Origin of the sequence: Catellatospora chokoriensis (assembly GCF_011297315.1) — a bacterium.
Taxonomy (GTDB): Bacteria; Actinomycetota; Actinomycetes; order Mycobacteriales; family Micromonosporaceae; genus Catellatospora; species Catellatospora citrea.
In genome coordinates, this window is sequence record NZ_JAAOTI010000009.1 from 127,741 (window position 1) to 151,988 (window position 24,248).

General features: G+C 72.5%; 31 protein-coding genes. 15 read left to right on the forward strand and 16 right to left on the reverse strand.

Going from position 1 to position 24,248, the window contains the following annotated elements:
• Nucleotides 1-234 precede the first annotated feature (234 nt).
• A complete protein-coding gene (locus HAV39_RS15395; RefSeq protein WP_191839895.1) occupies nucleotides 235-1,041 on the forward strand; it encodes an alpha/beta fold hydrolase in 807 nt (268 codons plus the stop codon).
• 133 nt (nucleotides 1,042-1,174) lie between these two features.
• On the opposite strand, the gene HAV39_RS15400 is transcribed toward HAV39_RS15395, so the two are convergent.
• From HAV39_RS15400 to HAV39_RS15420, 5 genes are all read right to left on the reverse strand, one after another.
• The gene (locus HAV39_RS15400; protein ID WP_191839896.1) at nucleotides 1,175-2,161 is read right to left on the reverse strand and encodes a sporulation protein; all 987 of its coding nucleotides are present in this window, start codon (nucleotides 2,159-2,161) and stop codon (nucleotides 1,175-1,177) included.
• Nucleotides 2,162-2,214: 53 nt separating this feature from the next.
• On the reverse strand, nucleotides 2,215-3,801 hold the full coding sequence (locus tag HAV39_RS15405; protein ID WP_191839897.1) for an ABC-F family ATP-binding cassette domain-containing protein: 1,587 nt from the start codon (nucleotides 3,799-3,801) through the stop codon (nucleotides 2,215-2,217).
• Nucleotides 3,802-3,966: 165 nt separating this feature from the next.
• The gene (locus tag HAV39_RS15410; RefSeq protein WP_191839898.1) at nucleotides 3,967-4,254 is read right to left on the reverse strand and encodes a GNAT family N-acetyltransferase; all 288 of its coding nucleotides are present in this window, start codon (nucleotides 4,252-4,254) and stop codon (nucleotides 3,967-3,969) included.
• Between the two features lie 23 nt (nucleotides 4,255-4,277).
• Nucleotides 4,278-5,240 (reverse strand): aldo/keto reductase, encoded by a 963-nt coding sequence (locus HAV39_RS15415; protein WP_191839899.1) that lies wholly within the window; start codon nucleotides 5,238-5,240, stop codon nucleotides 4,278-4,280.
• 121 nt (nucleotides 5,241-5,361) lie between these two features.
• Entirely contained in the window at nucleotides 5,362-5,601 is a 240-nt protein-coding gene (locus tag HAV39_RS15420; RefSeq protein WP_239120385.1) for a hypothetical protein, read from the reverse strand.
• Nucleotides 5,602-5,776: 175 nt separating this feature from the next.
• Between HAV39_RS15420 and HAV39_RS15425 the strand changes: the two genes are divergently transcribed.
• Entirely contained in the window at nucleotides 5,777-6,562 is a 786-nt protein-coding gene (locus HAV39_RS15425; protein ID WP_191839901.1) for a DUF4184 family protein, read from the forward strand.
• A 33-nt stretch (nucleotides 6,563-6,595) separates the two neighbouring features.
• Here the strand turns inward: HAV39_RS15425 and HAV39_RS15430 are convergent, their stop codons facing one another.
• A complete protein-coding gene (locus tag HAV39_RS15430; RefSeq protein WP_191839902.1) occupies nucleotides 6,596-8,041 on the reverse strand; it encodes a serine/threonine-protein kinase in 1,446 nt (481 codons plus the stop codon).
• 44 nt (nucleotides 8,042-8,085) lie between these two features.
• A complete protein-coding gene (locus tag HAV39_RS15435; protein WP_191839903.1) occupies nucleotides 8,086-8,559 on the reverse strand; it encodes a GNAT family N-acetyltransferase in 474 nt (157 codons plus the stop codon).
• Nucleotides 8,560-8,611: 52 nt separating this feature from the next.
• Between HAV39_RS15435 and HAV39_RS15440 the strand changes: the two genes are divergently transcribed.
• The gene (locus HAV39_RS15440; RefSeq protein ID WP_191839904.1) at nucleotides 8,612-9,268 is read left to right on the forward strand and encodes an MOSC domain-containing protein; all 657 of its coding nucleotides are present in this window, start codon (nucleotides 8,612-8,614) and stop codon (nucleotides 9,266-9,268) included.
• 32 nt (nucleotides 9,269-9,300) lie between these two features.
• On the forward strand, nucleotides 9,301-9,537 hold the full coding sequence (locus HAV39_RS15445) for a hypothetical protein (RefSeq protein ID WP_191839905.1): 237 nt from the start codon (nucleotides 9,301-9,303) through the stop codon (nucleotides 9,535-9,537).
• 39 nt (nucleotides 9,538-9,576) lie between these two features.
• Here HAV39_RS15445 and HAV39_RS15450 read toward each other — a convergent pair whose 3' ends face one another.
• Entirely contained in the window at nucleotides 9,577-10,380 is an 804-nt protein-coding gene (locus HAV39_RS15450; protein ID WP_191839906.1) for a PhzF family phenazine biosynthesis protein, read from the reverse strand.
• Nucleotides 10,381-10,466: 86 nt separating this feature from the next.
• Complete coding sequence (locus HAV39_RS15455; RefSeq protein WP_191839907.1) at nucleotides 10,467-11,480, reverse strand: class I SAM-dependent methyltransferase; 1,014 nt, start codon at nucleotides 11,478-11,480, stop codon at nucleotides 10,467-10,469.
• An 11-nt stretch (nucleotides 11,481-11,491) separates the two neighbouring features.
• Between HAV39_RS15455 and HAV39_RS15460 the strand changes: the two genes are divergently transcribed.
• The 5 genes from HAV39_RS15460 to HAV39_RS15480 all read left to right on the forward strand — a co-directional run bounded on the left by HAV39_RS15460 (nucleotide 11,492) and on the right by HAV39_RS15480 (nucleotide 14,248).
• Nucleotides 11,492-11,767 (forward strand): hypothetical protein, encoded by a 276-nt coding sequence (locus HAV39_RS15460; protein ID WP_191839908.1) that lies wholly within the window; start codon nucleotides 11,492-11,494, stop codon nucleotides 11,765-11,767.
• Nucleotides 11,768-11,850: 83 nt separating this feature from the next.
• Nucleotides 11,851-12,858, forward strand: a complete 1,008-nt coding sequence (locus HAV39_RS15465) for an Imm1 family immunity protein (RefSeq protein ID WP_191839909.1) — start codon at nucleotides 11,851-11,853, stop codon at nucleotides 12,856-12,858.
• Between the two features lie 76 nt (nucleotides 12,859-12,934).
• Nucleotides 12,935-13,447 carry a hypothetical protein gene (locus tag HAV39_RS15470; RefSeq protein ID WP_191839910.1) on the forward strand — a complete coding sequence of 171 codons (513 nt, stop codon included), beginning with the start codon at nucleotides 12,935-12,937 and terminating at the stop codon, nucleotides 13,445-13,447.
• The gene (locus HAV39_RS15475; RefSeq protein ID WP_191839911.1) at nucleotides 13,444-13,998 is read left to right on the forward strand and encodes a hypothetical protein; all 555 of its coding nucleotides are present in this window, start codon (nucleotides 13,444-13,446) and stop codon (nucleotides 13,996-13,998) included. Before HAV39_RS15470 ends, HAV39_RS15475 begins: the two co-directional genes overlap by 4 nt.
• Before the next feature lie 58 nt (nucleotides 13,999-14,056).
• A complete protein-coding gene (locus HAV39_RS15480; RefSeq protein WP_191839912.1) occupies nucleotides 14,057-14,248 on the forward strand; it encodes a hypothetical protein in 192 nt (63 codons plus the stop codon).
• A 5-nt stretch (nucleotides 14,249-14,253) separates the two neighbouring features.
• On the opposite strand, the gene HAV39_RS15485 is transcribed toward HAV39_RS15480, so the two are convergent.
• Nucleotides 14,254-14,664, reverse strand: a complete 411-nt coding sequence (locus HAV39_RS15485) for a nuclear transport factor 2 family protein (protein ID WP_191839913.1) — start codon at nucleotides 14,662-14,664, stop codon at nucleotides 14,254-14,256.
• 81 nt (nucleotides 14,665-14,745) lie between these two features.
• Between HAV39_RS15485 and HAV39_RS15490 the strand changes: the two genes are divergently transcribed.
• The 4 genes from HAV39_RS15490 (at nucleotide 14,746) to HAV39_RS15505 (ending at nucleotide 17,445) form a co-directional block, all read left to right on the forward strand.
• Nucleotides 14,746-15,306: a TetR/AcrR family transcriptional regulator gene (locus HAV39_RS15490; protein ID WP_239120386.1), complete on the forward strand. Its 561-nt coding sequence runs from the start codon at nucleotides 14,746-14,748 to the stop codon at nucleotides 15,304-15,306.
• Nucleotides 15,307-15,331: 25 nt separating this feature from the next.
• The gene (locus tag HAV39_RS15495; protein ID WP_191839915.1) at nucleotides 15,332-15,805 is read left to right on the forward strand and encodes an NUDIX domain-containing protein; all 474 of its coding nucleotides are present in this window, start codon (nucleotides 15,332-15,334) and stop codon (nucleotides 15,803-15,805) included.
• 4 nt (nucleotides 15,806-15,809) lie between these two features.
• On the forward strand, nucleotides 15,810-16,388 hold the full coding sequence (locus tag HAV39_RS15500; RefSeq protein ID WP_191839916.1) for a DUF4240 domain-containing protein: 579 nt from the start codon (nucleotides 15,810-15,812) through the stop codon (nucleotides 16,386-16,388).
• Between the two features lie 73 nt (nucleotides 16,389-16,461).
• Complete coding sequence (locus HAV39_RS15505) at nucleotides 16,462-17,445, forward strand: hypothetical protein (protein ID WP_191839917.1); 984 nt, start codon at nucleotides 16,462-16,464, stop codon at nucleotides 17,443-17,445.
• A 49-nt stretch (nucleotides 17,446-17,494) separates the two neighbouring features.
• On the opposite strand, the gene HAV39_RS15510 is transcribed toward HAV39_RS15505, so the two are convergent.
• Nucleotides 17,495-18,214 (reverse strand): hypothetical protein, encoded by a 720-nt coding sequence (locus HAV39_RS15510; protein WP_191839918.1) that lies wholly within the window; start codon nucleotides 18,212-18,214, stop codon nucleotides 17,495-17,497.
• Nucleotides 18,215-18,360: 146 nt separating this feature from the next.
• Here HAV39_RS15510 and HAV39_RS15515 point away from each other — a divergent pair, with 146 nt between their 5' ends.
• The gene (locus tag HAV39_RS15515; protein WP_191839919.1) at nucleotides 18,361-18,939 is read left to right on the forward strand and encodes a TetR/AcrR family transcriptional regulator; all 579 of its coding nucleotides are present in this window, start codon (nucleotides 18,361-18,363) and stop codon (nucleotides 18,937-18,939) included.
• Nucleotides 18,940-18,957: 18 nt separating this feature from the next.
• Here the strand turns inward: HAV39_RS15515 and HAV39_RS15520 are convergent, their stop codons facing one another.
• From HAV39_RS15520 to HAV39_RS15530, 3 genes are all read right to left on the reverse strand, one after another.
• Nucleotides 18,958-20,274, reverse strand: coding sequence for a hemolysin family protein (locus HAV39_RS15520; RefSeq protein ID WP_203736164.1), 1,317 nt, complete (start codon nucleotides 20,272-20,274; stop codon nucleotides 18,958-18,960).
• A gap of 138 nt (nucleotides 20,275-20,412) precedes the next feature.
• Nucleotides 20,413-20,670, reverse strand: a complete 258-nt coding sequence (locus tag HAV39_RS15525; protein ID WP_191839921.1) for a hypothetical protein — start codon at nucleotides 20,668-20,670, stop codon at nucleotides 20,413-20,415.
• A 78-nt stretch (nucleotides 20,671-20,748) separates the two neighbouring features.
• Entirely contained in the window at nucleotides 20,749-21,399 is a 651-nt protein-coding gene (locus HAV39_RS15530; RefSeq protein WP_120315423.1) for an HAD family hydrolase, read from the reverse strand.
• Nucleotides 21,400-21,525: 126 nt separating this feature from the next.
• Here HAV39_RS15530 and HAV39_RS15535 point away from each other — a divergent pair, with 126 nt between their 5' ends.
• Nucleotides 21,526-21,945 carry an FBP domain-containing protein gene (locus HAV39_RS15535; RefSeq protein WP_191839922.1) on the forward strand — a complete coding sequence of 140 codons (420 nt, stop codon included), beginning with the start codon at nucleotides 21,526-21,528 and terminating at the stop codon, nucleotides 21,943-21,945.
• A 123-nt stretch (nucleotides 21,946-22,068) separates the two neighbouring features.
• Here HAV39_RS15535 and HAV39_RS15540 read toward each other — a convergent pair whose 3' ends face one another.
• On the reverse strand, nucleotides 22,069-23,070 hold the full coding sequence (locus HAV39_RS15540) for a D-alanine--D-alanine ligase family protein (RefSeq protein WP_191839923.1): 1,002 nt from the start codon (nucleotides 23,068-23,070) through the stop codon (nucleotides 22,069-22,071).
• Nucleotides 23,067-24,248, reverse strand: a complete 1,182-nt coding sequence (gene alr / locus HAV39_RS15545; RefSeq protein WP_203736151.1) for an alanine racemase — start codon at nucleotides 24,246-24,248, stop codon at nucleotides 23,067-23,069. The genes HAV39_RS15540 and alr overlap by 4 nt, the downstream gene beginning before the upstream one ends.

Below are 24,248 nucleotides of genomic sequence, written 5' to 3' on the forward strand. Positions count from 1 at the left end.
ATGAGGATTTACGCCGCTGGGTGGCGAGCCACATCCCGATCGCCCCGATGGCGATGAAGAGCAGCATGAAGCAGACGAGGGCCTTGAACACCCGGCAACCATAGCGACTGCGCCGCCGGTGATCGAGGGCGGCGGTGGGGCGGTCTCGGCGAACCCCGCATCGCGCAGCGCGGGCCTGGCGTAGGTTGGGTCGTGGTCGACCCCCGGGCCGTAACGGAATGGGAGGAGTCGACCATGTCGGGTCGCAGCAGGTTCCTGGGCGTCCTCGCCCTGTTCGCCGCCACGGCGCTGGCGGTCGTGGCCACACCGGCGTCAGCGACACAGAAACAAACAAAACCGACGATCGTACTGGTACACGGCGCGTTCGCGGACGCGTCGAGCTGGAACGGCGTCATACCGCTGCTGCAGGCGCAGGGTTATCCGGTGGTGGCGGTGCCGAACGAGCTGCGCAGCGTGAAAGGCGACGCGGCCGAGGTCTCCGCCGTGCTCAAGAGCATCACCGGGCCGATCGTGCTGGTCGGCCACTCCTACGGCGGCAGTGTGATCACGAACGCGGCCGAGGGCAACCCGAACGTCAAGGCGCTGGTGTACGTCGCCGCGTTCGCGCCGGAGGTGGGCGAGTCGGCGGCGGCGCTGTCGGCGAAGTTCCCCGGCAGCACGCTGGGGCCGGCGCTGGCCAAGCCGGTGGCGCTGCCGGGTGGCGGCAACGACCTGTTCATCGACCAGGCGAAGTTCCACGATCAGTTCGCCGCGGACGTGCCCGCTGCGCAGGCCGCGCTGATGGCGGCGGGCCAGCGCCCGATCACCGAGGCGGCGCTGAACGAGCCGTCGGCGAACGCGGCGTGGAAGAACATCCCGTCGTGGTTCGTGTACGGGTCGGCGGACAAGAACATCCCCGCGCAGGCGCAGGCGTTCATGGCGCAGCGGGCCGGGTCCAAGGAGACGGTCGTCGTCGACGGCGCGTCCCACGTCGTGATGGTCTCCCACCCGGACCAGGTCGCGAAGATCATCCAGAACGCCGCCGCCACCGCGACCGAGTAGCGGGCGGCGCACCACCCGCCCTGCCCCAACCTGGCGCAACTGTGAAAAAGTCGCGGCCTCAGGACAGTACTGAGGCCGCGACTCGTCAAGAGTCGCGGCACCGTCCGACGGCGGGACGGTGCCGGATGGACGGCTACTCGTCGTCGCCGAAGCCGAAGTCCATGTCCATGTCCATGTCCATGTCGAAGACCTCCTCGGCGACCTCGCCGGCGACCATGCCGCCGACGAAGCCCGCGGCCGCACCGGCGGCGACGCCGCCCATGCCGTGGCCGCGGTGGCTCTGGTGCCCGCCGTGCCCGCCGTGGAAGCCGTGCCCGCCGCCGTGACCGTAGCCGCCGCCGTGGCCGGAGCGGTGGCGGTCCAGCGCCGCACGGATCCAGCCGTCGACGACGGTGTGCCAGTCGGTGCGGTCGGCGTCGCCGTGGCCGACGTGGTGGCGGCTGAACGTGTCGTGCGAGCCGAGGAAGCCGCGCTTGTCGAACTCCAGGATCACGTCCATGCCCTGCGGGCTGGTCACGAAGGTCAGCTCCAGCTGGCGCATGCGGCCCGCGTACGCCTGGGACGGGTGGAACTCGATCTCCTGGTAGAACGGCAGCGTCTGGTGCACCCCGTGGATGCGGCCGCGCTCCAGGTCGGCACGGGTGAAGTGGAAGCCGAGCCGCGCGAACGCCGCCATCACCGCGGCCTGCAGCGGCAGCGGCTCGACGCCGACCGGGTCGAGGTCGGTCTTGTCCACGGCCTTGGCCACCGACAGCTCCGTGCGCACGCCCATGGTCATGCCGTGCAGCGGCGTGCCGTAGAACCGGGTGACCGGGGTCTCCCAGGGCATCTCGATCGAGAACGGCAGCGCCTGCTGCGCGCCGGCGGCCAGCGTGAACGAGCCGGTCAGCTGCACCCGGTGGAACTCCACGGTGGTGTCGTACTCGCTGTCGTGGCCTTCCACCTCGACCCGGGTGACCAGGCCGACGGAGACGTATTCGATCAGGGCGTCGTGGTCACCGCCGCGGATGTGCACGGTGCCGCTGAGCGTGCCGCCAGGCTGCACGACGGGGGTCGCGAGCACGGTGTCCACCGACGGGCCGCCGACGCCGAAGGCGGCGAGCATCTTCTTGAAAACCACGGAACTGCATCTCCTCTGGGGTGCGGGTCCACTCGACCTGCGCTCATACCTTCCTAGCAGACGAGGTCCAGCGTCGCGCCGGGCCAGTGTCGGCGCAGCCAGCGGTCGTGGCTGGCGACCACGATCGCGCCCGGCGCGCGGCCGAGCGCGTCCTCGAGTTCGTCGGCCAGCGCGGGGGACAGGTGGTTGGTGGGTTCGTCGAGCAGCAGCAGGTGCGGCGGGTCGGCGATGAGCAGGGCGAGGGCGACCCGGCGGCGCTGCCCGACGCTGAGCGCGCCGACGGGCCGGTCCAGGTCGCGCGGGGCGACCAGGCCGAGGTCCGCCAGCGGCACGGCGGCTTGGCAGCGTTCGTACAGCGCCCGGGGTGTCGCGGCCGGGTCGTCGAACCGGTCGTCCTGGGCCAGCAGGCCGACCCGCAGCCCGCGGCGTCGGGTGACGCTGCCCGCAGCCGGGCGCAGCTGCCCGGCCAGCACCGACAGCAGTGTCGACTTGCCCGCGCCGTTCGGTCCGGTGACCAGCAGCCGCCCGTCGGCGGGCAGGTCGAGGCGGTCCAGCCGCAGCCGGCCGGGCACGTGCACGTCCCGCAGGACCAGCGCGGTGTCCTCTGCCGCGGCGGCGGTCAGTGCCGGTGCCTGGAAACGCAGCAGGGCGGGCGGCTTGCGGATCGGGTCGCGTTCGAGCACGGCCAGGCGCTGCTCGGAGTTGCGGACCCGCCGCGACACCTGGGACTGCACCCGCGCGCCGTGGAACTTGTAGCCCATCTTGTCGCCGTCGCGCGGCGCCCGGCCCGGGGCGACCTGGCGGGCCGTCGTCGCCGTGGCGACCCGCAGCGCCTCCAGCTCGGCCTGCCGGTCGGCGTACGCGCGCTCCCAGCGGGCCCGCTGCGCCCGTTTGGCCTGCACGTACTGGGTGTAGGCGCCGCCGTAGCGGACCAGGCCGCCGGGGGCGTCGGCGGCGGGGTCCAGGTCGACGATGTCGGTGCAGACCTCGTCGAGGAACACCCGGTCGTGGCTGGCGACCACGACCGCGCCGGGCAGCTGCCGCAGCTGCTGCTCCACGAACGCCACGGCCTCGTCGTCGAGATGGTTGGTGGGCTCGTCGAGCAGCAGCGCGGCCGGTCGGCGCACCAGCAGCGCGGCCAGGGCGACGCGGGAGCGCTGGCCGCCGGACAGCGTGCCCAGGGCGCGTTCGCGGCGCAGTTCGGCCAGGCCGAGGCCGTGCATGACCAGCTCCGCGCGGCGTTCGGCGTCCCAGGCGTCGAGCTGCTCGGCCCTGGCCAGGGCCGAGCCGTACGCGGCGAGCCGGTCCTCGCCGGTCAGGTCGCGGGCCAGCTCGTCGAGCAGGGCGAGCAGCTCGCGGCTTTCCCGCAGCGCCTCGGCGAGCACGTCGCCGACGGTGTCGCCGGGGGAGTACGGCAGTTCCTGGTGCAGCAGCCCGATGTCGGCGGGGCGGGTGACGGTCCCGCTGTCGGGGGTGTCGGCGCCGGCGAGCAGGCGCAGCAGTGTGGACTTGCCGGCCCCGTTCTCGCCGACCAGGCCGACGCGGCGGCCCGGGGAGACGGTCAGGCTGACGCCGTCGAGCACGCGGCGGTCACCGAAGAACTTGGCAAGATCAACAGCGATGAGGGTTTGCGCAGGCATGAACACCACCGGGAGGTTTTCGGAACAGATGCCTGCCGGGCGTGTGCGGCGGCCCCCGCGGACGCGGTCGGGCGGCTCGCAGCCTCAGATCACAGGCCGGTCGGTGATGTCACAGCTCCATAGTGGGGCCAGCCTAACGGCCGGCCCCACTATGCGGCCAGTGATTTACGCCCGCTCGATCAGCGGCAGGTATTCCGGATGGTCCTGCACCCAGCGGCGCACGAACGAGCACTGCGGCACCACGTACACGTCGTCCTCGGCGGCCCCGGCCAGCGCCGCCGCGCACAGCAGCGCGCCGATGCCGCGCCCGCGCGCCTCCGGCTCGACCCCGGTGTGGTCGAACACGATCGACCCCGGCTTGCGGTGGTAGGTCAGCACGCCCAGCAGGCGGCCGCCTTCGCGGGCCTCGTACCGGCTGCTCTCGGGCACCTCGATGACCTCGACCTGGGTCACGACCGTCTCCTCCGTACCCGATGTCACAGGGTGGGCAGTGGCGCGAGCTTGTCCAGCTCGGCCAGCTCCGCCGCGGTCGGCTCCCAGTCCGCCGCGGCCGCGTTCGCGGCGACCTGTGCGGGGCTGGTCGCCCCGGCGATGACCGACCCGCAGCCCGGCTGCGCCGCCAGCCAGCCGATCGCGACCTTGCCCAGCTCGTGGCCGTTGGCCTCGGCCCAGCCCGCGAGCGCCTCGACGGTGTCCAGGCGCTCGTCGGTGATGAACCCGGCCTGGTCCTTGGCCAGCCGGCTGTCCGACGGCGCGTCCTTGCCCCGGCGGACCTTGCCCGTCAGCAGGCCGTTCGCGAGGGGGAAGAACGGCAGCACGCCCAGCCCGAAGTGCCGCGCCGCGGGCACGACCTCGACCTCGCTGCCGCGCTCCAGCATCGACCAGTGGTTCTGCGCGCTCACGAACGGCGTCACGCCCAACGCCTGCGCCAGCCGCGCCGCGTCGGCGATCTGCCAGCCCGCGAACTGCGAGCTGCCGATGTAGCGCACCTTGCCCTCGACGACCAGTTCGTGCAGCGCCGCCAGGGTCTCCGCCAGCGGCGTGGCCGGGTCCGGCGTGTGCAGTTGGTACAGGTCGATGTGGTCGGTGTTCAGCCGCCGCAGCGACTCCTCGACCGCCCGGCGGATGTACTTGCGCCCGCCCTTGGCGCCCGCGGCGGGCCCGTAGCCCATGTCCGCGCCCTGGTGGCCGAACTTGGTGGCCAGCACCACCTGGTCACGGCGTCCCTTGAGGACCTCGCCCAGCATCGACTCCGACGCCCCGATGGCGGTCGCCCGGCCATAGATGTCCGCGGTGTCGAAGAACGTGATCCCCGCGTCGATCGCGGCGTCGACCACGGCACGCGTGCCGTCCAGATCGAGCCGCCATCCGAAGTTGTTGCAGCCCAGCCCGACCGCCGAAACGACCAGCCCCGACTTTCCCAGTGCCCGATAGCGCATGATCGCCACACTATCTCGCCCGACCCGGGCCCCTCCAAGCCGCAACTCTGACGGAGTTGCGGCTCGGGGACGTGGCGGTGGCCGCGGCTCGGTAAGAGTTGTGCCGGCGGTGGTCGGCAGGTCAGGGCGTGAAGCGGGACAGCAGGTCCTGGGCGGCGCGGTCGACGGCGGCGCCGTTGCCGGGGTCGACCTTGATCTGCGCGCCGGTGACGGTGTACCACTCCTCGGCGCCCTTGTACTGCGCCCGCAGCCGCACCGTGCCGTCGGAGCCGATCTTCGGCTCCAGCGTCAGCTCACCGGTGATCGTGCCGACCTCGTCGGTCATCACCCCGCCGGGCGGCGCCACCACATCCTTCGTCATGCCGTTGCCCATACCCGGCCGTCCTCGGCCGAACCCCGACATCCGGATCCAGGAGGGTTGTGGCCGTTCCAGCAGCCACAAGCCTCCTGGATCCGTGAGACCCGGAGCGGCGTTGTCCGCCCGCGCGGGTGTCGGCGCGGGCGGGGAAGGGGTCGCCCGTCGTTATGCTCCCGCGGTGCCGTTGACCTTCCCCTCGCATCTGGCGCCGGTGCTGCCGCTGAAGCTGTGGCGGCCGCGGTGGTTCGACGGCGTGGCACTGGCCGCGGGCGCGGTCGCGCCGGACGTCGCCTACCTGGCGCTGGACGCCGACGGCCGACAGTTCGCCGACACCCACGCGTGGCGGGCGCTGCTGTGGTGGTGCCTGCCGGTGGCGCTGGCATACACGTGGGTGGTCCGGCGCACGATAGCCACGGTCATCGTGCACCTGCCCGACAGCCGACGTTTCACCTGGCGGGCGTACGCGGATCTGGCCCACCACCGCCACCGGTGGCCGATCACCGCCGGTTCGTGCCTGCTCGGCGCGGCGAGCCACGTCGCGTGGGACCGCCTCACCCACACCGACGGCTGGATTGACACGGTGTTCGGCGTGCGCTGGGCAGACGTCAGCACGATCCCCTGGTGGACGGTGTCCGACCTGGCGAGCACGGTCATCGGCGCGGCCGTCGTGGTCGCCGTCGCGGTCCGTGCCGGACGGCGGTCCGGCGACGACGAGGTCGCCGTCCCGACAGCCGCCGGCGGCTCGGGACCACCCGCGGCGTGCCCCCGGGTGTTCTGGACGACGGCTGTCGTGTCGGGTCTGGCGGGCCTTGCGGCGGTGCCGTCGCTGCCCGGTGCGGAGCTTCCCGCAGCCACGGGGGTACGGCTGCAGCACGTGGTCGCCGCAGCGCTGCTGTCCGGGGTCGTGGCCGTCCGGGTGTCTGCCAGGCGGTCCAGGAACCCGGCGCGCACGACCCTGCCCTGAGCCGACCGGCGGGGCGGCGTGCCGACAAGCGGATCAGGTGGCCTTGCAGACCCCGGTGGGTTTGCCGACCACCACGTCGACGGTCGACCCGGCCGCCACGACGGTGCCGCCTGCGGGTGACTGCTCCAGGACATGGCACTCGTCGAGTGTCGACCGGTACTCGATGTGCGCCACCAGGCCGAGGCGCTGCAGCGCATCCTTCGCCTCGACCTCCCGCCAGCTGAACATGCCCGGCACGGTCCGGCTCGTGGATGCGGGGCTCGGTGGCGCGGCGGGGTCGGAGGGTTCGGCCGGGTCGGGTGCGGGCGAATTCGCGGGGGCCGGCGACGGCCCGGTCCCGCCGGTCGCGGCCGGTGAGGTAAGGCGGGTCGGCGTGCCGCCCAGCAGCGGTCTCGCCGACGTCGTCATGCCAGGAACGGCGCTGCCGGACACGGCCGCCGGCGGCGACGCCGCCGAACCCTGCGACGGCGTGTCCTCGGCACCGCCCCGCGACAGCACGAACGCGACGATCGCCACCAGCGCCAACCCCGCCGCTGCACCGGCCAGCACCGGCCGCCGACGCCCGAACGCGGCGACCGGTCCCTGCGCGGCGACCGGTCCCTGCGCGGCCGCGGGACGCGCGGACCCAGACCCTTCCCGCGTACGCGCCGGAGCCGAGCTCTCAGATGCGGTGACCGCTGCCGAGGCCGCCGCACTCAGAGCGGCCGCGCTAGGCCACCGCTGCGCCGGATCTTTGGCCAGCGCCCGCATGACCAGTGTCCGCACCGGTGCCGGCACGCCGTCCGGCAGCTCCGGCGGCGGCTCGTGCACATGCTGGATCGCCACCGCGAACGGCGTCTCCCCGGTGAACGGCCGGCGCTGCGTCAGCATCTCGTAGGCGACCACACCCAGGGCGTACACATCGGTCGCCGGGCCGATGTCCGCGCCGGTCACCTGTTCCGGGGCCAGATAGGACGCGGTGCCGAAGATCTCGCCGGCGGCGGTGAGCCGGTCGGCGGCGACGATCCGGGCGATGCCGAAGTCGGTCAGCGCCAGCCGCCCGTCCGGGCGCAGCAGCAGGTTCGCCGGCTTCACGTCACGGTGCACGATGCCCTGCAGGTGCGCGGCGTGAATGGCGTCGGCCGCCTGGGCCAGCAGCCGCATCGCCCGGGCGGGCTCCAGCGGGCCGACCCGGCGCACCAGCGACAGCAGCGACTCGCCCTCGACGAACTGCATCACCAGGTATGCGATGCCGTCGGCCTGGCCGTAGTCGTAGATCTCGACGATGCCCGGATCGCTGAGCGCCGCCATCGCCTGCGCCTCGGCCCGGAACCGGGCGGCGAAACCGGGGTCGGTGGCCAGGTTCGGCAGCAGCACCTTCACCGCCACCCGGCGGGCCAGCACCGTGTCCTCGGCGCTCCACACCTCGCCCATGCCGCCGCGGGCGATCAGGGTCCTGAGGGTGTACCGGCCGCCGAGCGTCGTCCCCGGATCAAGCATGGGGGAAGCCTTCGGTATCGGCCGCCGTCAGTCAAACCTGCTGGTCATTCGGACAGGGCGGCCAGGGCGTCGCCGGTGACCCGGTACACGGTCCAGTCGTCCATCGGCTTGGCACCGATCGAGCGGTAGAAGTCGATCGCGGGGGTGTTCCAGTTCAGGACCCACCACTGCAGGCGGGTGTAGCCGCGTTCGCGGCAGATGCGGGCCAGTTCGCGCAGCAGGGCCTTGCCGTGGCCCCGGCCGCGGGCCGCCGGGCGCACGTACAGGTCCTCCAGGTAGATGCCGTGCACGCCGTGCCAGGTGGAGAAGTTCAGGAACCACATCGCCATGCCGACCGGCTCACCGGTCTCGTCGTCGACGGCCAGGTGCGCGAACGCGGCCGGGTGCGGGCCGAACAGCGCCTCGTGCAGCTGCGCGGGTGTCGCCTTGGCCTCCTGCGGGGCCTTCTCGTACTCGGCCAGCTCGCGGATCAGGTCGATGAGCACCGGGACGTCGGCCGGCACGGCGGGGCGGATCATGGCGGGGACGATACTCGGTGGCCGTCCGGGCCACGCCCACTAGGCTGGCCGGATGGGCACCGTACTCTCCGTGAACCTGGGCAAGGCCCGGCACTGCGACGCCGCCGACGTCGGCGTGACCGCGATCGACAAGCACCCGGTCGCCGGGTCCGTCGAACTGCGCGCGCCGGGGCCGAAGGAGGGCGGGCTGGGCAGCGGCGTGGTCGGTGACGAGATCTGCGACCGGCGCCACCACGGCGGCGACGACCAGGCCGTGTACGCGTACGCCCGGGAGGATCTCGACGGCTGGGCGGCGGAGCTGGGGCGGGAGATCCCCGGCGGCATGTTCGGGGAGAACCTGACCACCTCCGGCATCGACGTGAACGGGGCGCGCATCGGCGAGCGCTGGCAGGTCGGCGACGAGGCGGTGCTGGAGGTGGCGCTGCCGCGCATCCCGTGCCGCACGTTCGCCGACCAGATGCGCGAGCAGGGCTGGATCAAGACGTTCACGCAGCGCGCGCTGCCGGGGGCATACCTGCGCGTGGTCGTGCCCGGCCGGGTGCGGCAGGGCGACCCGGTCACCGTGCTGCACCGCCCCGACCACGACGTGACGGTTTCGCTGACCTTCCGCGCGCTGACCCTGGAGCCCGAGCTGCTGCCGCAGCTGCTGGCCGCCGACGCCCTGCCCGAGAAGGTCCGCGAGAAGGCCCGCCTGCGTACAGCTCGGTGACGGCGACGTCATACCGGCATAGGCTTCCTGGAGTGACCGCCGAGCTGGCCGATGACTTCGCCGATGCGTCGCGGGCATGCGACGAGGACGCCGCAGACCACGTCCGTGAGGCGACCCGACGCGCACTGGCCGCGGTCGGCGTCGAAGCGGTGCCAAGAGACGAGTACGAACGCATAGCGCGATCGGTCTTCGAAGCAGACGTACGCCGCGCCGACCCAGAGCGGCGACGTCGGCTCGACGAACGTCTGGCCGAGTACACGCGGCGGTGAACTAGAACTTAGGCCCGGATGATCTGGGCGGTGGGCTGATCAGGCGTGCAGGGTGCCGTCGAGGACGGTGACGGCGCGGCCGGTCAGTTCGACGCGGTCGCCGCGCAGTGCGGTGCGGACCAGGCCGGACCGGGCCGAGGCCTGCAGCCCGACCAGCTCGTCGCGGCCCAGCCGCGACGCCCACAGCGGCGCGAGCGCGGTGTGGGCGCTGCCGGTCACCGGGTCCTCCGGGACGCCGACGGCCGGGCCGAAGAACCGTGACACGAAGTCGTATCCCGACGCCGGGTCGTCGGCGGCCGCCGTCACGATCACCCCACGGGTGGCCAGCGCCGCGACCCGGCCCAGGTCCGGTCGCAGGCTGCGGACCGTCTGCTCGTCGGCGAGCTCGACGAGCAGGTCGCCCAGCGCAGGGCCGGTCTCGTACGCGGCGAGCACCGGCGCGCCCAGCGCCTCGGCGACTCCGGCCGGCTCGACGGGGGTCAGCGGCGATACCGGGAAGTCCAGGGTGATGTCCCCGTCCTCGGCGACGGCGGTGGTCAGGATCCCGCTGCGGCTGTCGAACGCGACCACGTCGCCGATCAGCTTGTCCTCGACCAGGGCGTGGGCCATGGCCAGGGTGGCGTGGCCGCACAGGTTCACCTCGCACAGCGGCGTGAACCAGCGCAGCGCCCAGTCCTGCCCGCCGCGCGGGTGCGCGAATGCGGTCTCGGCCAGGTTCATCTCGGCCGCGACGCGCTGCATCCACGTCTCGTCCGGGAACGTGTCGGCGTCGAGCACGACGACACCGGCCGGGTTGCCGCCGAACGGCCGGTCGGTGAACGCGTCGATGATCCTTATCCGCATACCGGCACCTTAACGTGGCCGTCGTCGGCCGTGGCACGGCCAATCGCGTGTCGGTGGACCGGGCCGTGTCACCGTGCCGGGCCGGGTCAGCTGTCCCGCTGCCACAGCTCGATGTCGTCGTGCCCGGCTCGCAGCCGCGACAGGTCGGGCGCGGGGCGTCCGGACCGGTGGGCGAACTCGGCCACGGCTGCGGCGAAGCCCTCGTCGGTGTCGAGGACGGTCAGGTGGTGGCCGTACACGAGGTCGACGGTCAGTTCGAGATGGTCGATGTCGGCGATCTCGACCACGAACCGGGAGACCGAGGCGCGGTGGACGTCGTGCCACGCGGCCTCGAAGGTCGAGCCGTCGTGCTCGACGCGTACGCCGCGGTCGTCGACGGCCACCGCGCGGCGCGGCGGCGGCACCGGGTCGGGGCGGGTGCCGGTGCGCAGCGGGCGGTAGTAGGAGTCGACGGCAGGCTGGCCGGTGTAGTTGGGGCCGGCCTGGTCGTCGGCCCCTGCGTACTCCAGCGGCAGGTCCAGCACGGCCGGGCCGGTGCGGGTGACGATGCGGCGGCGGGCGTCGTAGGCGACCCCGGCCTTGCGCAGCAGCCGCCGGACCAGCTGTGCTGCCGGGGTCCCGTCGGCCAGCCGGACGCTCGCCAGGTCCAGGTGTGCGGCGAACACGCCATCCGGCGACAGCCAGGTCAGCGCACGGGCCAGCACGCCGAGCTTGTCGCCGACGTAGTGCAGCCCGTGCACGCAGGTGATCAGGTCGAACGTCCGGTCCGGCTGCCACTGCGAGACCGAGGCGGTGACCAGCGTCAGGCCGTCCACCCCGGTCGCCTGCGGGTCGAAGTGGTCGACCAGGTCCACGCCGACCAGCTCCAGGCCGTCCGGCGCCTGCCGGGCGGCCTGGGCCAACGCGCGGCCCTGGCCGCAGCACAGGTCCAGCCAGGCCGCCGCACCGTGTTCCGCCAGGCGTGACCGGAGCCGGTCCAGCGGATGCAGGCCCAGGTCACGGGCGTAGCTGTTGACGCCGTCGAGCCCGCGTTCGCGGTTCATCGCGTTGTTCGCCACCACCGAGGACCGCTGCAGGGCCTCGTCGTCGAGTAGCCGCATGGCCGCAGATCATGCCACGGCCGTCCGACGGCCGCGCCCCGCGTGAGGCGACGGCCAGCGCCAGCGGCGCATCAGCCACCGGCGCGGCAGCGGCGGCACGACCCACGAGTAGCCCCAGCGGCGACCTGCGGATGATCGAGCAGCGCGACTTCGAGGCGGCGCTGCGCGAGGTGCGCCCGTCCACGGGGCCGTGGTTCACCACCGCCCGCAACGTGGCGATGTTCGCCGACGAGGGCGGCGCGTACGACGCGCTGGTCGGCTACCTGAAGAAGCAGAAACCGCGCTGACCCCACAGGGTGGCGCGTTCCCGCTACCGTCTGCGTGATCACGGTTATGACGGGGGCGTCGTCACATGGGTCGATTGTGGAGAGTGGTCAGCGCCTTGGTGCTTTTCGCACTCTTCGCGCTGGGATACCGCGGTGTGGAGCGGTGGCTGCCGAAAGACTGGATCATGGCGCAGCTGGCCGTGGGAGGGGCCTGGTGGCTCGCTTTCGTCGGTGCGTGGTTCTACATCACCTGGTGGTTGGATTGGGCGCGGGCTCGGCGGTCGCGCGATCCGCGACTGCGGGCCGAGGCCGCGCGGCCGACGCTGCACTGGAAGCAGCTGTTCCGGCGGTATGGTCCGGTCGCTTCGGTACTTCCGGTGTTCATTCTGAGCGTCATGGTCATGCACCGATTGGTGCCGGTCGCATGGGGCCCGCTGGCGCCCAAGGCGATGGAACTCGCGATGTTTCTGATCGCGACGGGAGTGGCATGGCTCGCCCTTGACCGGATCGAGCCGTTGCCGCCGTCCCGCTCGCTCGCTCGGGCCGTGGAGAACACCCTCGACCCGCTGACTCCCGACCGCCTGCGGCCGTCGACCAGACCGCATGACGAGCCCCGTTCCACGGCGACGGTCAACGCCCCGCTAGGACCGGGCGAACCGCTGCCCGCTCCGGCGGCAGCACCGGTCGGTTTCGCCGCGAGGCTGGTGTGGCACGGAGGACGCAGGGAGTGTGCGGTGCACACCTCGGCACGGCTGCGCGACCAGTTGCTGCATCTGCACCTCAGTTCGGTGGAGATGCAGCGGATCGTCGACTTCGTGCCGGCGGTGGGAGCGCGGGTCAGCGTCGCCCTGGGCGGCGAGGACAGCCTGGTGACGATCCTGCCGGTCGCCGGCGACCCGCTCGTCGTGACGAATGAGCCCGGCGGCCTCGCCACCGCACCGGTCGGGCGCGCGGAGGACGGCACGGTGCTGTTCCCGCCGGCCTCGGCCATCCCTGTCGAGGTCGCGATCGACGTGCTCGACCGGTACTTCACCACCGGTGAACTTCCCGGCCAGAGTGCCGCTCGAGCATCCGGCGAGCCGCTCGGGCCGACGACCGGATCGGCTTCCTGAAGGGCAGGCGCTCCCGCCGGTGGCGGGTGCTCACTACGGTGACGCCGACGATCAACATGGCACGGGGGCGATTGGTGTGAGTCGACTCTGGACCCGCTTCGGGTCGTACGTCCTGGCCGGCGCGGGCATTGCGGGAAACCTCCTGACCGTCTTCCTCGTCTTCGAGCTGGTGCCGGAGGACGGCAACCTACCGCCCGGCATCGTCGTCATGGCGTTCTGGTCGGTACAGCTTGCCGTGTTGCACACGTTCAGTTCCGTGTCGGCGGTCATGCGCGCACGCGGAGAGCCGGGAGAGGGCGGCGACCGCCGCCGTTCCGGTTCGTCGGGTGGCGACATGTGGCCTGTCGTGAAGCAGGCGCTCAAGGAACACCGGCTGGGTTTCTACTCCATGATCCCGCTGGTGCTCCTGGCGTTCGCGATTTTCGCGGTGGCCGCTCCATGCGGGTGGTTCGAGGTGCCCTGGCGCGAAGGCGGGCGCTCGGTGTTCCCGCCGAGCGCGGTCATCCCCGTGGACGTCGCCGTCGACGTGCTCGGACGATACTGTGCGACCGGCGAACTGTCCGGCATGGCGAAGGGATCCGGCCGGTGACCGGTGCGCGGGTGCGATCGAGCCTGACTCGACGGTGGAAGTCGGTGTCCGGGCACGGCTTCGTGGGGACGGCTCTCGCGTTCTGCATGCTCGCCTGTATCTGCGTTCACCTGTTCGTGCCGGACGGGTTCATCCGCGGCTTCCTGCTCGTACCGGCGATCGTGGGAGTGCTCGGCCTCGGCAGGGTCAACGACTATCTGAGGGACCGCGAGCCGATCGAACCGTCCGGCACAGGTCCGGCGGCGGGAGCGGTTCTGCCGCCGAGGCAATCGATGTGGACGCAAGCCCGGCGGTATCGCATGTGGGCGGTTCCGCTCCTCTACACGCTGGGAATCGTGCTGGTCGACCGGTTCGTGCCCGGCACCGGGGCTCAGGCGTGGCGCAATTCGCTGGCGGTGGCGCTGATGCTGGTGGCGCTCGGCACCGTGGCGCGCGAGGCCCGCCGGGTCGCGGCGGCCACCCGTCCGCGCCCGGTCAAGCCGCAGGGGCCTGCCGAGGTTCGCCGACTTCACGTCCGAGGGCGGCGTGACGGTGCGGATCAGCCTCGGTGAGGAGCGGACCGTGCTACAGGTCGATCCGGCTGACCGCAGTCAGTCGAAGGTGGTGACGATGGAGGGTCTGACCTCGGTCGGGGTGGCCGCCGACGGCGGGCGGTCCTACCCGCCGGAGGCGTGGCTGCCCATGGACCTTGCGATGGAGGTCCTCCGCAGATGCTGCGCGACCGGCGAACTGCCCGACGCGTCCAGGGACGAGAGGGTGGCGAGACCGGACGGGCAGGAGCCCGCAGCCCAGCAGGGCTGATGGCGTCAGGCCGCCGCGAGGGCTTCGGCGATGGCAAGGGTGTGCTGGTATTCGCGCCACCGGGCGATGCGGCCGTCGCGGGCGCGCAGCACGCCGATAAAGGGCGCGGACGCCCGTGCGCCGGTGGTGGTGACGGTGCCGCCCAGTTCGTACTCGACGACGATGACGTCAGGGTCGGCGGTCTCGTGCGCCGCGGTGATCAGGCACTGGTCGAACCGCACCGGCAGCGCGGCCCGTCCGGCCTCGGCGAACGCGACGAACGCGGCCCGGCCCTCGATGCGGTCGGGGTGGCCGGGCGCCGCGAACGGCATCTCCACGACGACGTCCTCGGTGAACAGGTCCGGGTCGAGCGTGGGCCGGTCGGACAGGAACCACTGCTGCCGCAGTCGGGCGAACGCTTCGTGGGGCGTGGACATCGGACACCTCCAGCTAAGATGAGCGGCGACTCGACTTCGTACGATAATGAGTGGCGACTCACTTTTTCAAGGGAGAGGGCCGTGCCGCCCGACGACAAGCCGCTGCGCACCGACGCCTTGCGTAACCGCGTCCGCATCCTGGAGGCCGCCGAGCAGGTGTTCTCCGAGCGCGGACCGGCCGCGTCGACCGAGGAGGTCGCCAACCGGGCCGGTGTCGCCATCGGCACCGTCTTCCGGCACTTCCCGACCAAGGGCGACCTGCTCCGCGAGATCATGAAGAGCCTGCTGGCGCGGCTGGTCTCCGATGTGGAGACACTGCGACGCGAAAGCCCGCCCGGAGCGGCCCTGTTCGCCTTCTTCACCACGCTGGTCGCCCAGGCGGCCCGGCAGAAGACAGTGCTCGACCTGCTCGCCCAGGCGGGTGCGGAGCTGAGCATCCCCGACGCGGTCGGCCTGCTCGAACGCTCCGTCGACGGGCTGCTGCACTCGGCGCAGGACGCGGGCACGGTCCGCCGCGATGTCCGCCTGCCCGAGGTGATGGCGCTGCTCAGCGCGGTGTGCCAGGGCGCGGTCACGGGCGGCTGGGACGAGCGCCTGCAGACCCGTACCCTCGCCGTGGTCTTCGCCGGGCTGGCTCCGTGACGGAGCCGCCTGGTACGAAGGCGGCATGAGCATCCGCCGGGACCACTACCACGACCCTGCCGCGCCGACGGCCACCCGCATCGTGCCCGGCGGGGTCGCCGTCATCGTCGACGAGCAGGCGCGGGTGCTGCTGCAGCGGCGTGCCGACTCGGGCAACTGGTCGCTGCCCGGCGGCACCATGGAGATCGGCGAGACCCTCGAACAGTGCGTCGTGCGCGAGGTGCGCGAGGAGACCGGCCTCGACGTCGAGGTCACCGGCCTGGTCGGCGTCTACACCGACCCCGGGCACGTCATCGCGTACGGCGACGGCGAGGCGCGCCAGCAGTTCAGCCTCGTGTTCCGCGCCCGGGTTGTCGGCGGCGAGCTGGCGCTCAGCGACGAATCCACCGAGCTGCGCTACGTCGCCCCGGCCGAGTTCGACGCGATGCCGATCCACGAGTCGACCCGCCTGCGGCTGCGCCACCACCTCGACCACCGCCCGACGCCCTACCTGGGCTGAAGCCGTGCCACGCGACGACCTCGACGACTTCTGGGATCTGGTGGAACAGGTCCGCGCCCGCGCCGGAAGGGGCGAGTTCATCGACGGGCTGACCGCGGAACTGGCCCGCCGCCCGATCCCGCGGATCGCCCGCTTCCACGCGACCGCGATGCTCCTGGCGAACCGGGCGGCGACCTGGGAAATGCTGGCCGCGGCCGACATCGTCTTCGCCCGCCATGGCGGCTGCAGCGGGGATTCGTTCGTCGACTTCCGGCTGTGGCTGCTCCACCTGGGCCGGGATGTGTTCGAGGACGTGCTCGCCGACCCCGACGCCCTCGCCGACATCCCCGAGATCGCCGCGCTGGCGGGCGATCGGCCCTGGACCAACGCCGAATTCCCGGACATGGGGGAGCTGTGCGGGGTCGGCGAACATGCTTTCGAGCTGGTTCTAGAGAAGATCCCACCGGCGATCGGCGCCGGGATCGAGCCACCGGACGAATTCGACGAACGCCCCAGCGAAATGCCTCGTGACCGGTACGTCAGGTTTGGTGGTGAGGCGAGCCGTGCCAGATTCCCGCAGCTCGCCGAATTGTTCGGCGGCTGATCGAGCGTCTCTGGCATGATCCCTCGCACGGACCGGCCGATGCGCGGGGACACGCTTGGCGGGGGGAGGTCGCGTGGTGGCGGACTCGGACTCACTCGTCGGCGAGGTGACGGCGCTGGCCGGCTGCGTCGGCGTGCCGGTGCCGGCCGACCCGGCCGACGAGCACCAGCGCGGGCGGCTCTACCTGCTGGCGATGGACCGCCCCGAATGTCACGGACGGCTGCTGGCCGCGGCTGCGGCAGACCCCGTCATGATGATGTCGGTCGTGGTGGCGATGCTCGCGGTCGATCGCGAGGGCCGGGACCGCTGGGTGGCGCTGGCCCGCGACGAGAAGGACCGGGCGTACGCCACCCGCCGCGCGGCGGAGCACGCGATCCTCGAAGCGCGCGGCGACGTGCCCGGCCTCGGGCCCGAACTGCTGGCGACCTGGAGCGACTGGCTGCAGCGCTGTCTGTCCGAAGGCTCGACGGTGCCCGCGGTGCTGGACCTGCTGGCGCGACACGGCCGCACGAGGCGGATCCGCAACACGGCGTTCAGCAGGAGCGGAGCGCCACCGGTGCGGGTGAGCAGGTTCCGGCAGGCGGTGCTCGCCACGTGCATGGAACACCTGAGGACGGCGTACCGCAGTCCGGCGGCGCCGAACCGTTCGTTCGTGACCGCGGCGATGGACCGCCTGCCCTACCGCGATTTGTGTCACGAGCTCGCGGCGCTCGGCCGGGTCGCCGACGACACCGACGTCAACGGCGACGTGTCGTTCACGCTGGTGCTGCACGGTCCCGAGCCGCTGATGGTCCGGCTGTCCATGGTCGGTCCGTACGCCGTGGTGCTGCACCTCGGGGATGCGCCCGCGTCGGGGCGGCTGCTGCTGCCGCGGCGACGCGGGAACAGTGAGACCGTCCAGCACGTGCTGCGCCTGCTCGCCCGGCACGGCCTGATCCTGCTCGACGAGGGCGAGCTGGCCACCCGGGTGCCGCTGGCGCTGACCGGACCCGGCTCCGACGCCACGCTGTACGCGGCCCTCTTCGAACCCGAGGCCGACCTGCCGTGGCTCCGCTAGCGGCGCAGACCCGGACCGAGCCGGGTTCGACACCCGGGCGCCGCGGGGATCAGGCGAACGTGACGCCGTCGACGTCGATGGTGACCAGCTCGATGTCGCGCGCCACCGTGCCGTCCTCGCCCAGCGGGTGCACGCGCCGCCTGGTGGGGACCATGATGCCGTCGAACTCGCGGTGGTCGGAGCAGTAGTGCGCGGCCGGCCCGGCGTTGATGACCTCGGCCGTGTAGTCGTGTCGACGCAGCAGGCCGTCCTGGTCGTAGTAGAACGTCTGCTCCCGGCAGTGGGTGGCGATGTGCTCGGGGAAGGTGACCTTGAGGCGGCGCCAGGTCTGCCCGTCCTCGGTCACCGGGGTCAGTTCCTCGGTCCGGAAGCCCGGCGAAACGAACGAGAACGGCGAGGTCAGGTACGTCCACATGGCGTTGCCGGCGAAGTAGGCGACGTGGAGGTCGTCCCAGGGGGTGTGCAGGGTGTGCCCGGCGAAGGCCGCGCGGGGGTCGAGCCGTTCGGCCTTCACCTCGCCGGTGTCGCTCTCCACGGCCACGCGCTGTGCCGTGAACGAGGTGTGCAGGTCGGGCGCGGTGAAGGGGCGGTGACTGGCGTGCTGCCGGGTCAGGTCGACCCGCACGTCGGCCTCGTCGAAGATCCCTTCCTGGCCCTTGATCGCCCACAGTGCTCCGCCCGAGCGGAAGTGGACCGTGGCCGAGCTGAACCGCCGGTAGCGGTCCAGGCCGCCGTGGGCGTTGATGACGAACTCCGTCAGATCGTTCACGGTGCTGCCTCCGTTGTCAGGTGAAGCGGGGTCGACAGCGCAAATATGACCGGTCGTCTTAACCGCGACAACGAGGGCTGGATCACGGCGCGCAGGCCTTGACGCGATCGAGACGACCGGTCATATTGAACGCGGAGGTGCTGCTCATGGGCAGGAAGAGCATGCGCGAGGAGATCGTCACGGCCGCGCTCGATCAGTTCCACCGCCGCGGCTACCACGCTGCGGCGGTCAAGGACATCACCGACGCCGCCGGGGTGCCGAAGGGGTCGTTCTACAACCACTTCGACAGTAAGGAGGATCTTGCCGTCGTGGCGCTCGAACGGTACGGCGCGGACCGCCGGCTCGAGGACCTTGCGGACACCGGCACGCCACCGCTCCACCGGCTCCGGGCGCACTTCGCGTTCCTGCGCGACGACGTCGTCCGGCACGGCTACCAGCGCGGTTGCCTCTACGGCAACTTCGGCGCGGAGATCGTCGACCACATGGACACCGTCCGCGACGCCGTACGTGACAGCTTCGACACGTGGGCCGCCCTCATCGCGGCGACCCTGACCGAGGCCCAGCGCACCGGGGGGATCCGCACCGACCTCGACCCCGCCGTCACGGCCGGCTTTCTCCTCAACGCCTGGGAGGGCACGCTCATCCGGGCACGCACCGACCGCTCGCCCGCCGCGTTCGACGCCTTCCTCACCACCGTGTTCGACACCCTGCTCGCCCCGGCCTGAACCCGGACGGAACCGGGGTCACCCGGTGCGCGGTTTCGGTGGGCACAGCGCGTCGCCGGCGGGGCCGCCGCAGGGGCGCAGCCGGATCTCGGTGATCGCGTGCCGGTCCACCGACGTCACCTGCGCGGTCCATCCGTCCAGGTGCACGATCTCGCCCGGCCGGGTCGGCACGTGCCCGAGCATCGCGATGACCAGCCCCGCGATGGTGATGTAGTCGCCGCCGGGCCGCTCGTCCAGGTTCACCCCGATGTCGGGCAGGTCGTGGATCGGGAACATGCCGGGCAGCAGCATGTCGCCGTCGTCGCCCTGCTGCACCGCCATGACGTCCCGGTCGGTCTCGTCGTAGATCTCGCCGACGACCTCCTCCAGCAGGTCCTCCAGCGTCACGATGCCGTCGACCGCCCCGTGCTCGTCGACGACCAGGGCGAACTGCTGGTGCTCGACCTTGAATCGGCGCAGCGCGTCCGCGGCGTGCAGGGAGTCGGGCAGCAGCAGCGCCGGGCGGGCGAGGTCGGCCAGGCCCGCCGCGTCGTCGGCCAGCAGGTCGCGCAGGTGCACGACGCCCAGGGTGTCGTCCAGGTTGCGCCGGCGCACCACGGGCGCGCGCGAGAATCCCGAGCCCGCGAGTTCCTTGCGGGCCACCTCCACCGGCAGGTCGGCGTCGAGGGTGAACACGTTGCGGCGCGGGATCAGCACCTCGCGCAGCACCCGTTCGGTGATCTCCACGGCGCCCGCGATGATCAGGCGCTGCTCGGCGGTGAAGCCGCGGTGCACGCTGACCATGTCGCGCACCTCCGCGGGGGTGATCTCGTCGCCGCGGTGGCGGTGCGGGTCGCCGCCCATGAGGCGTACGCCCAGATCGGTGGCTTTGCTCAGCACCCAGACGAACGGCCGGGACACGGTGGCGAGCACGGTCAGCGGCCGGCCCGCGAGCCTGGCCCACCGTTCGGCGTGCTGCATCGCGACGCGTTTGGGCGCGAGCTCACCGAAGACCAGGGTGAGGAACGTCAGCAGCAGGGTCACCACGATGACGGCGGCGGGCCGCGCGGCGCGCCCGAGGAAGCCCAGCGCGGGCTGGAGCACCTCGGCCAGCGCGATGGCGGCGGTCGCCGAGGCCAGGAACCCGGCCAGGGTGATGCCGATCTGGATGGTGGCCAGGAACCGGTTCGGGTCCCGGGCGAGCGCCGCGGCGGCCGCGGCTCCGCCACCCTGCTGCTCCATCCGGCGCAGCTGGCCTTCACGCAGCGAGACCAGCGCCATCTCGCTGCCGGCGAACAGCGCGTTCAACACGATCAGTACGGCTACCAGAACGAGTTGGATCCAGTGGTCGCCCACCATCGATCACCTGAGGCCCGCCCGGAGTGCCGGCCGGTACGCGCAGGCCGGGCATCGGCCCGGCCCGGTATCACAGCCTTCCATTCGGTCAACGGTAGCAGCAGGTCACGGCCCTGGGGCCGGGTCTGCGGGACCGGGTCAGCGGCCGCCGCGGGGCTGGTTGCCCTTCTTCAGGCGCATCACGCCGGACTGGCCCACCGACATCTGGGTACGGGTGGCCTTCTCCCGCGCCGCCATGGCGCGCTGGCGGGACTGCTCCTGCGCGTGCTCGGACGCCCAGGCGGCGTGCTCGCCGGGCGCGTGGTCGTGCTCGGCGTGCGGCGTTCCGGGCTGGTCCTGCTCGACACGCGGCTTGTCCTGGCGCGGGTGGCGGCGGGACTGGTTGTTCTTGGGCATCGCTCCTCCTCGACGGATCACCTCCACGCTAAGGAGCGCGGGCGGCGGGCCGCAGGCGGTTGGCGAATCAGCACTCGGTCAGGCGGGCCGCAGCAGGTCGGGCAGGGCGTCGAGGCTGTCGACGATGGTGGCGTGGCGCGCCGCCTCGGGCTTCTCCGAGCCGAGGTAGCCCCACGGGCCGCGGCGGACCAGCACGGGTTTCATGCCGGCGCGGGTGGACGGCAGCACGTCGTTGTCGACCCGGTCGCCGACGTAGCAGATCGCCGCCGGGGCGAGGTCGGCGACTTCGGCGACCTTGGTGAAGAAGCTCGGATGGGGCTTCTCGATGCCCCACTCGGCCGAGGTGTAGATCGCGTCCACCGGCAGGTCCATCCGCTCCAGCGCGGCCTTGGCCTGCGGCGGCTGGTTGCCCGCGATGATCACGGCAAGCCCGCGGCGGCGCAGCTCGGCGAAGGCCGGGCGCACGTCGGGGTAGAGGTCGACCTCGTCGAAGTTCTCGCGCAGCCCGTCCGGCTCGTCGGCGGCCCAGGCGGCCATCTCGGCGTCGACGTCGAGGCCGGGGCGCAGCAGCGCGAACGCGTCGCCGTGCGGGCGGTCCATCGCGGCCATGCCGCCGAGCAGCCCGAGCATCGCGAAGCGGGGCACGCCGAGGCGGTCGGCCCAGCGGCTCCAGATGCGGGTCTCGTCGATCAGCGTCTCGCCCACGTCGAACACCACGGCCTTGATCATCTGCCCAGGATATCGGGCGCGGGGGCGCATACCCCGCACGGGTGTGCCGCGGGTGCCGCTGGTCACCGCTGCAAAACCGGTGGCCCGGCCCGGTGGGCCGCGCGTAGCCTCCGCTGGGTGGAAGCGATGACAGAACCGCAGATCAGGCGGGCGATGGCGAACTGCTCACGCGGCGACGCATCCGCGATGACACTGCCGAAGGACTTCGCCGAGCTGGACTGGGCGGGACGCAGTTTCCTCGGCTGGCGCGACGGGAAGCTGGAGCAGCGCGGCTACCTGCTGCGCTGGCGGGACGGCAGACCGGTGGGCCTGCTGCTGCGGGCCGCCGACTCGGTGATGTCGCGGCGGCGGGCCGCGATGTGCCTGCTGTGCCAGTCGGTGCGCCCGTCCGACGAGGTCACCCTGTTCACCGCGCGCCGCAAGGGCGACGCGGGACGGCGCGGCGACACCGTCGGCACGTACATGTGCGCCGACCTGGCATGCGTGCCCGGTGACGCGGTCGACGCGCGGGTCGACGCGTTCCTCGCCGAGGTGCTGCACTCCTGAGCTGGTGCGCCGGCCCGGGGAGCCGAACCGCCTAAGCCGCCAGGTTCGGGCGGTCGGCGTCCCCGGGCCGGCGCGAGGTGTCCGCGGAGCCGGCCCTCCCCAGTGGCCCGGCTCCGCGGCGTCTCAGCGCCGCCCGGCCAGGGCGGTCAGGGAGCGGGCCGCCGTGGCGGCCGCGGTGTTCACGAGCGTGTCCAGCAGCTCCGGGTATGACATGCCGGCGGCCTGCCAGATGCGCGGGTACTGCGACGCCGCGGTGAACCCCGGGAACGTGTTGACCTCGTTGAGGACCGGCTCGCCGCCGTCGGCGGGCAGGAAGAAGTCCACGCGCAGCAGGCCGCGGCACTCCAGCGCGGCGAACGCCTGCAGGGCCCGGCACTGCAGCAGCGCGGTGACCCATGGGTCGAGCCTCGCCGGGATGTCGAACACCACCTCACCGGCGGTGTACTTGGCGTCGTAGTCGAAGAAGTCGTGCCCGCCGGTGACCCGGATCTCCAGCGGCGGCCCGGCCTGCAGCGACCCGTCCGGGTGCTCCAGCACGGCCACGTCGACCTCGCGCCCGACGACCCCGGCCTCGACGAGGACCTTGCCGTCGCAGGCGCGGGCGGCGGCCAGCGCCGCGGGCAGCTGCGCCCAGTCGTCGACGCGGGTGACGCCGATGCTGGACCCGGCGCGGGCCGGTTTGACGAAGACGGGCAGGCCCAGGCGCTCGCGGTCGGCGGGGGACACGTCGTCCTGGCCGGGGCGCAGCACGACGCCGTCGGCCACCCGCAGCCCGTCAGCGGCCAGGATCTTCTTGGTGAACTCCTTGTCCATGCCGGTGGCGCTGGCCAGCACGCCGCTGCCGACGTACGGCACACCGGCCAGCTCCAGCAGCGACTGCACCGTGCCGTCCTCGCCGTAGGGCCCGTGCAGCGCGGGGAAGACCACGTCGGCGCGGCCCAGCGTGCGCAGCGCGTCGCCCATGCTCACCGGGATGCCGTCGACGTGCCAGGCGCCGTCGCGGCCGATGACGACCTCGGTGATGTCGTACCGGGCGCGGTCCAGGTGGGCCAGGATGCTGCGGGCGCTCTTGCACGAGACGTCGTGCTCCCCACTGCGCCCCCCATAAATGACGGCCAGCTTCATGGTCGCTTCCTTCCGTGGTGCGGGAAAGGAAGGGCACCTTCTACACGGACGTCCGCTGTGAAGGTGCCCTTCCTTTCGTGGCGGCGGGGCACGCGGGTGCCGATGCCGGTGAGGATCTCGTGCGGGTTGGTGTCTGCCCAGGTGGCCCAGTCGGTGGCGGTGGGTTCGCCCGAGTCGCCGGGGCCGAGGACGGTGACCGGGTCGCCGATCCGTACGTCCAGATCGCCGGCGTCGACGACGCACTGGTCCATGGCGACGCGGCCGATGATCGGCAATCGCCGCCCCCCGAGCAGGACCTGTGCGCGGCCGTCGACGCCGCGCGGGATGCCGTCGGCGAAGCCGAGCGGGATCAGGGCGAGGGTGGTGGGCCGGGTCGTGACGTGGGTGTGCTGGTAGGAGACCCCGGTCCCGGCGGGCACCCGCTTGGCCATGATCACCTGCGTACGCAGGGTGAGCGCCGGACGCAGCCCGAAGGCGCGACCGGGCACGGGCTCGACCCCGTACACCGCGATGCCGGCACGGACCAGGTCGAAGTGAGTGTGCGGGGCGGTGAAGGCGGCGGCCGAGTTCGCCAGGTGGAGCAGTTCCGGGTCCAGCCCGGCGTCCCGGGCGTACGCCACCGCCTCGGCGAACGCGGCCGTCTGCGCGGTCACGCCGTACGGCGAGGAGTCGGCGGTGGCCAGGTGCGACCACAGGCCCCGTACGGCGAGCACGCCCTCGCGCTCGTACTTGCGGGCCCACGCGACCAGCTCCGGCCAGCCCTCGGCGGTGGCGCCGTGCCGCGACATGCCGGTGTCGATCTTGAGGTGGACCTGGGCGGTGCGGCCGGTGGCGCGGGCCGCGGCGGCGACCGCGTCGAGCAGCTCCGGGGCGGCCACCGACACGTCCACCTCGGCGGCGGCCAGTGCGGCGAAGTCGGTGCCGGGGCCGTGCAGCCAGCTCAGCACCGGCGCGGTGAGTCCGGCGGAGCGCAACTGCAGCGCCTCGGCGGCGCTGGTGACCCCGAGCCAGGTCGCGCCGCCGGCCAGCGCGGCCCGGGCCACCGGCACCGCGCCGTGGCCGAACCCGTCCGCCTTCACCACGGCCATCACCGCGGCGGTCGTGGCCCCGGCGATCCGTTCGACGTTGCCCGCGATCGCCGCGAGGTCGACTACCGCCTCAGCCAGCTCTCCAGTCAC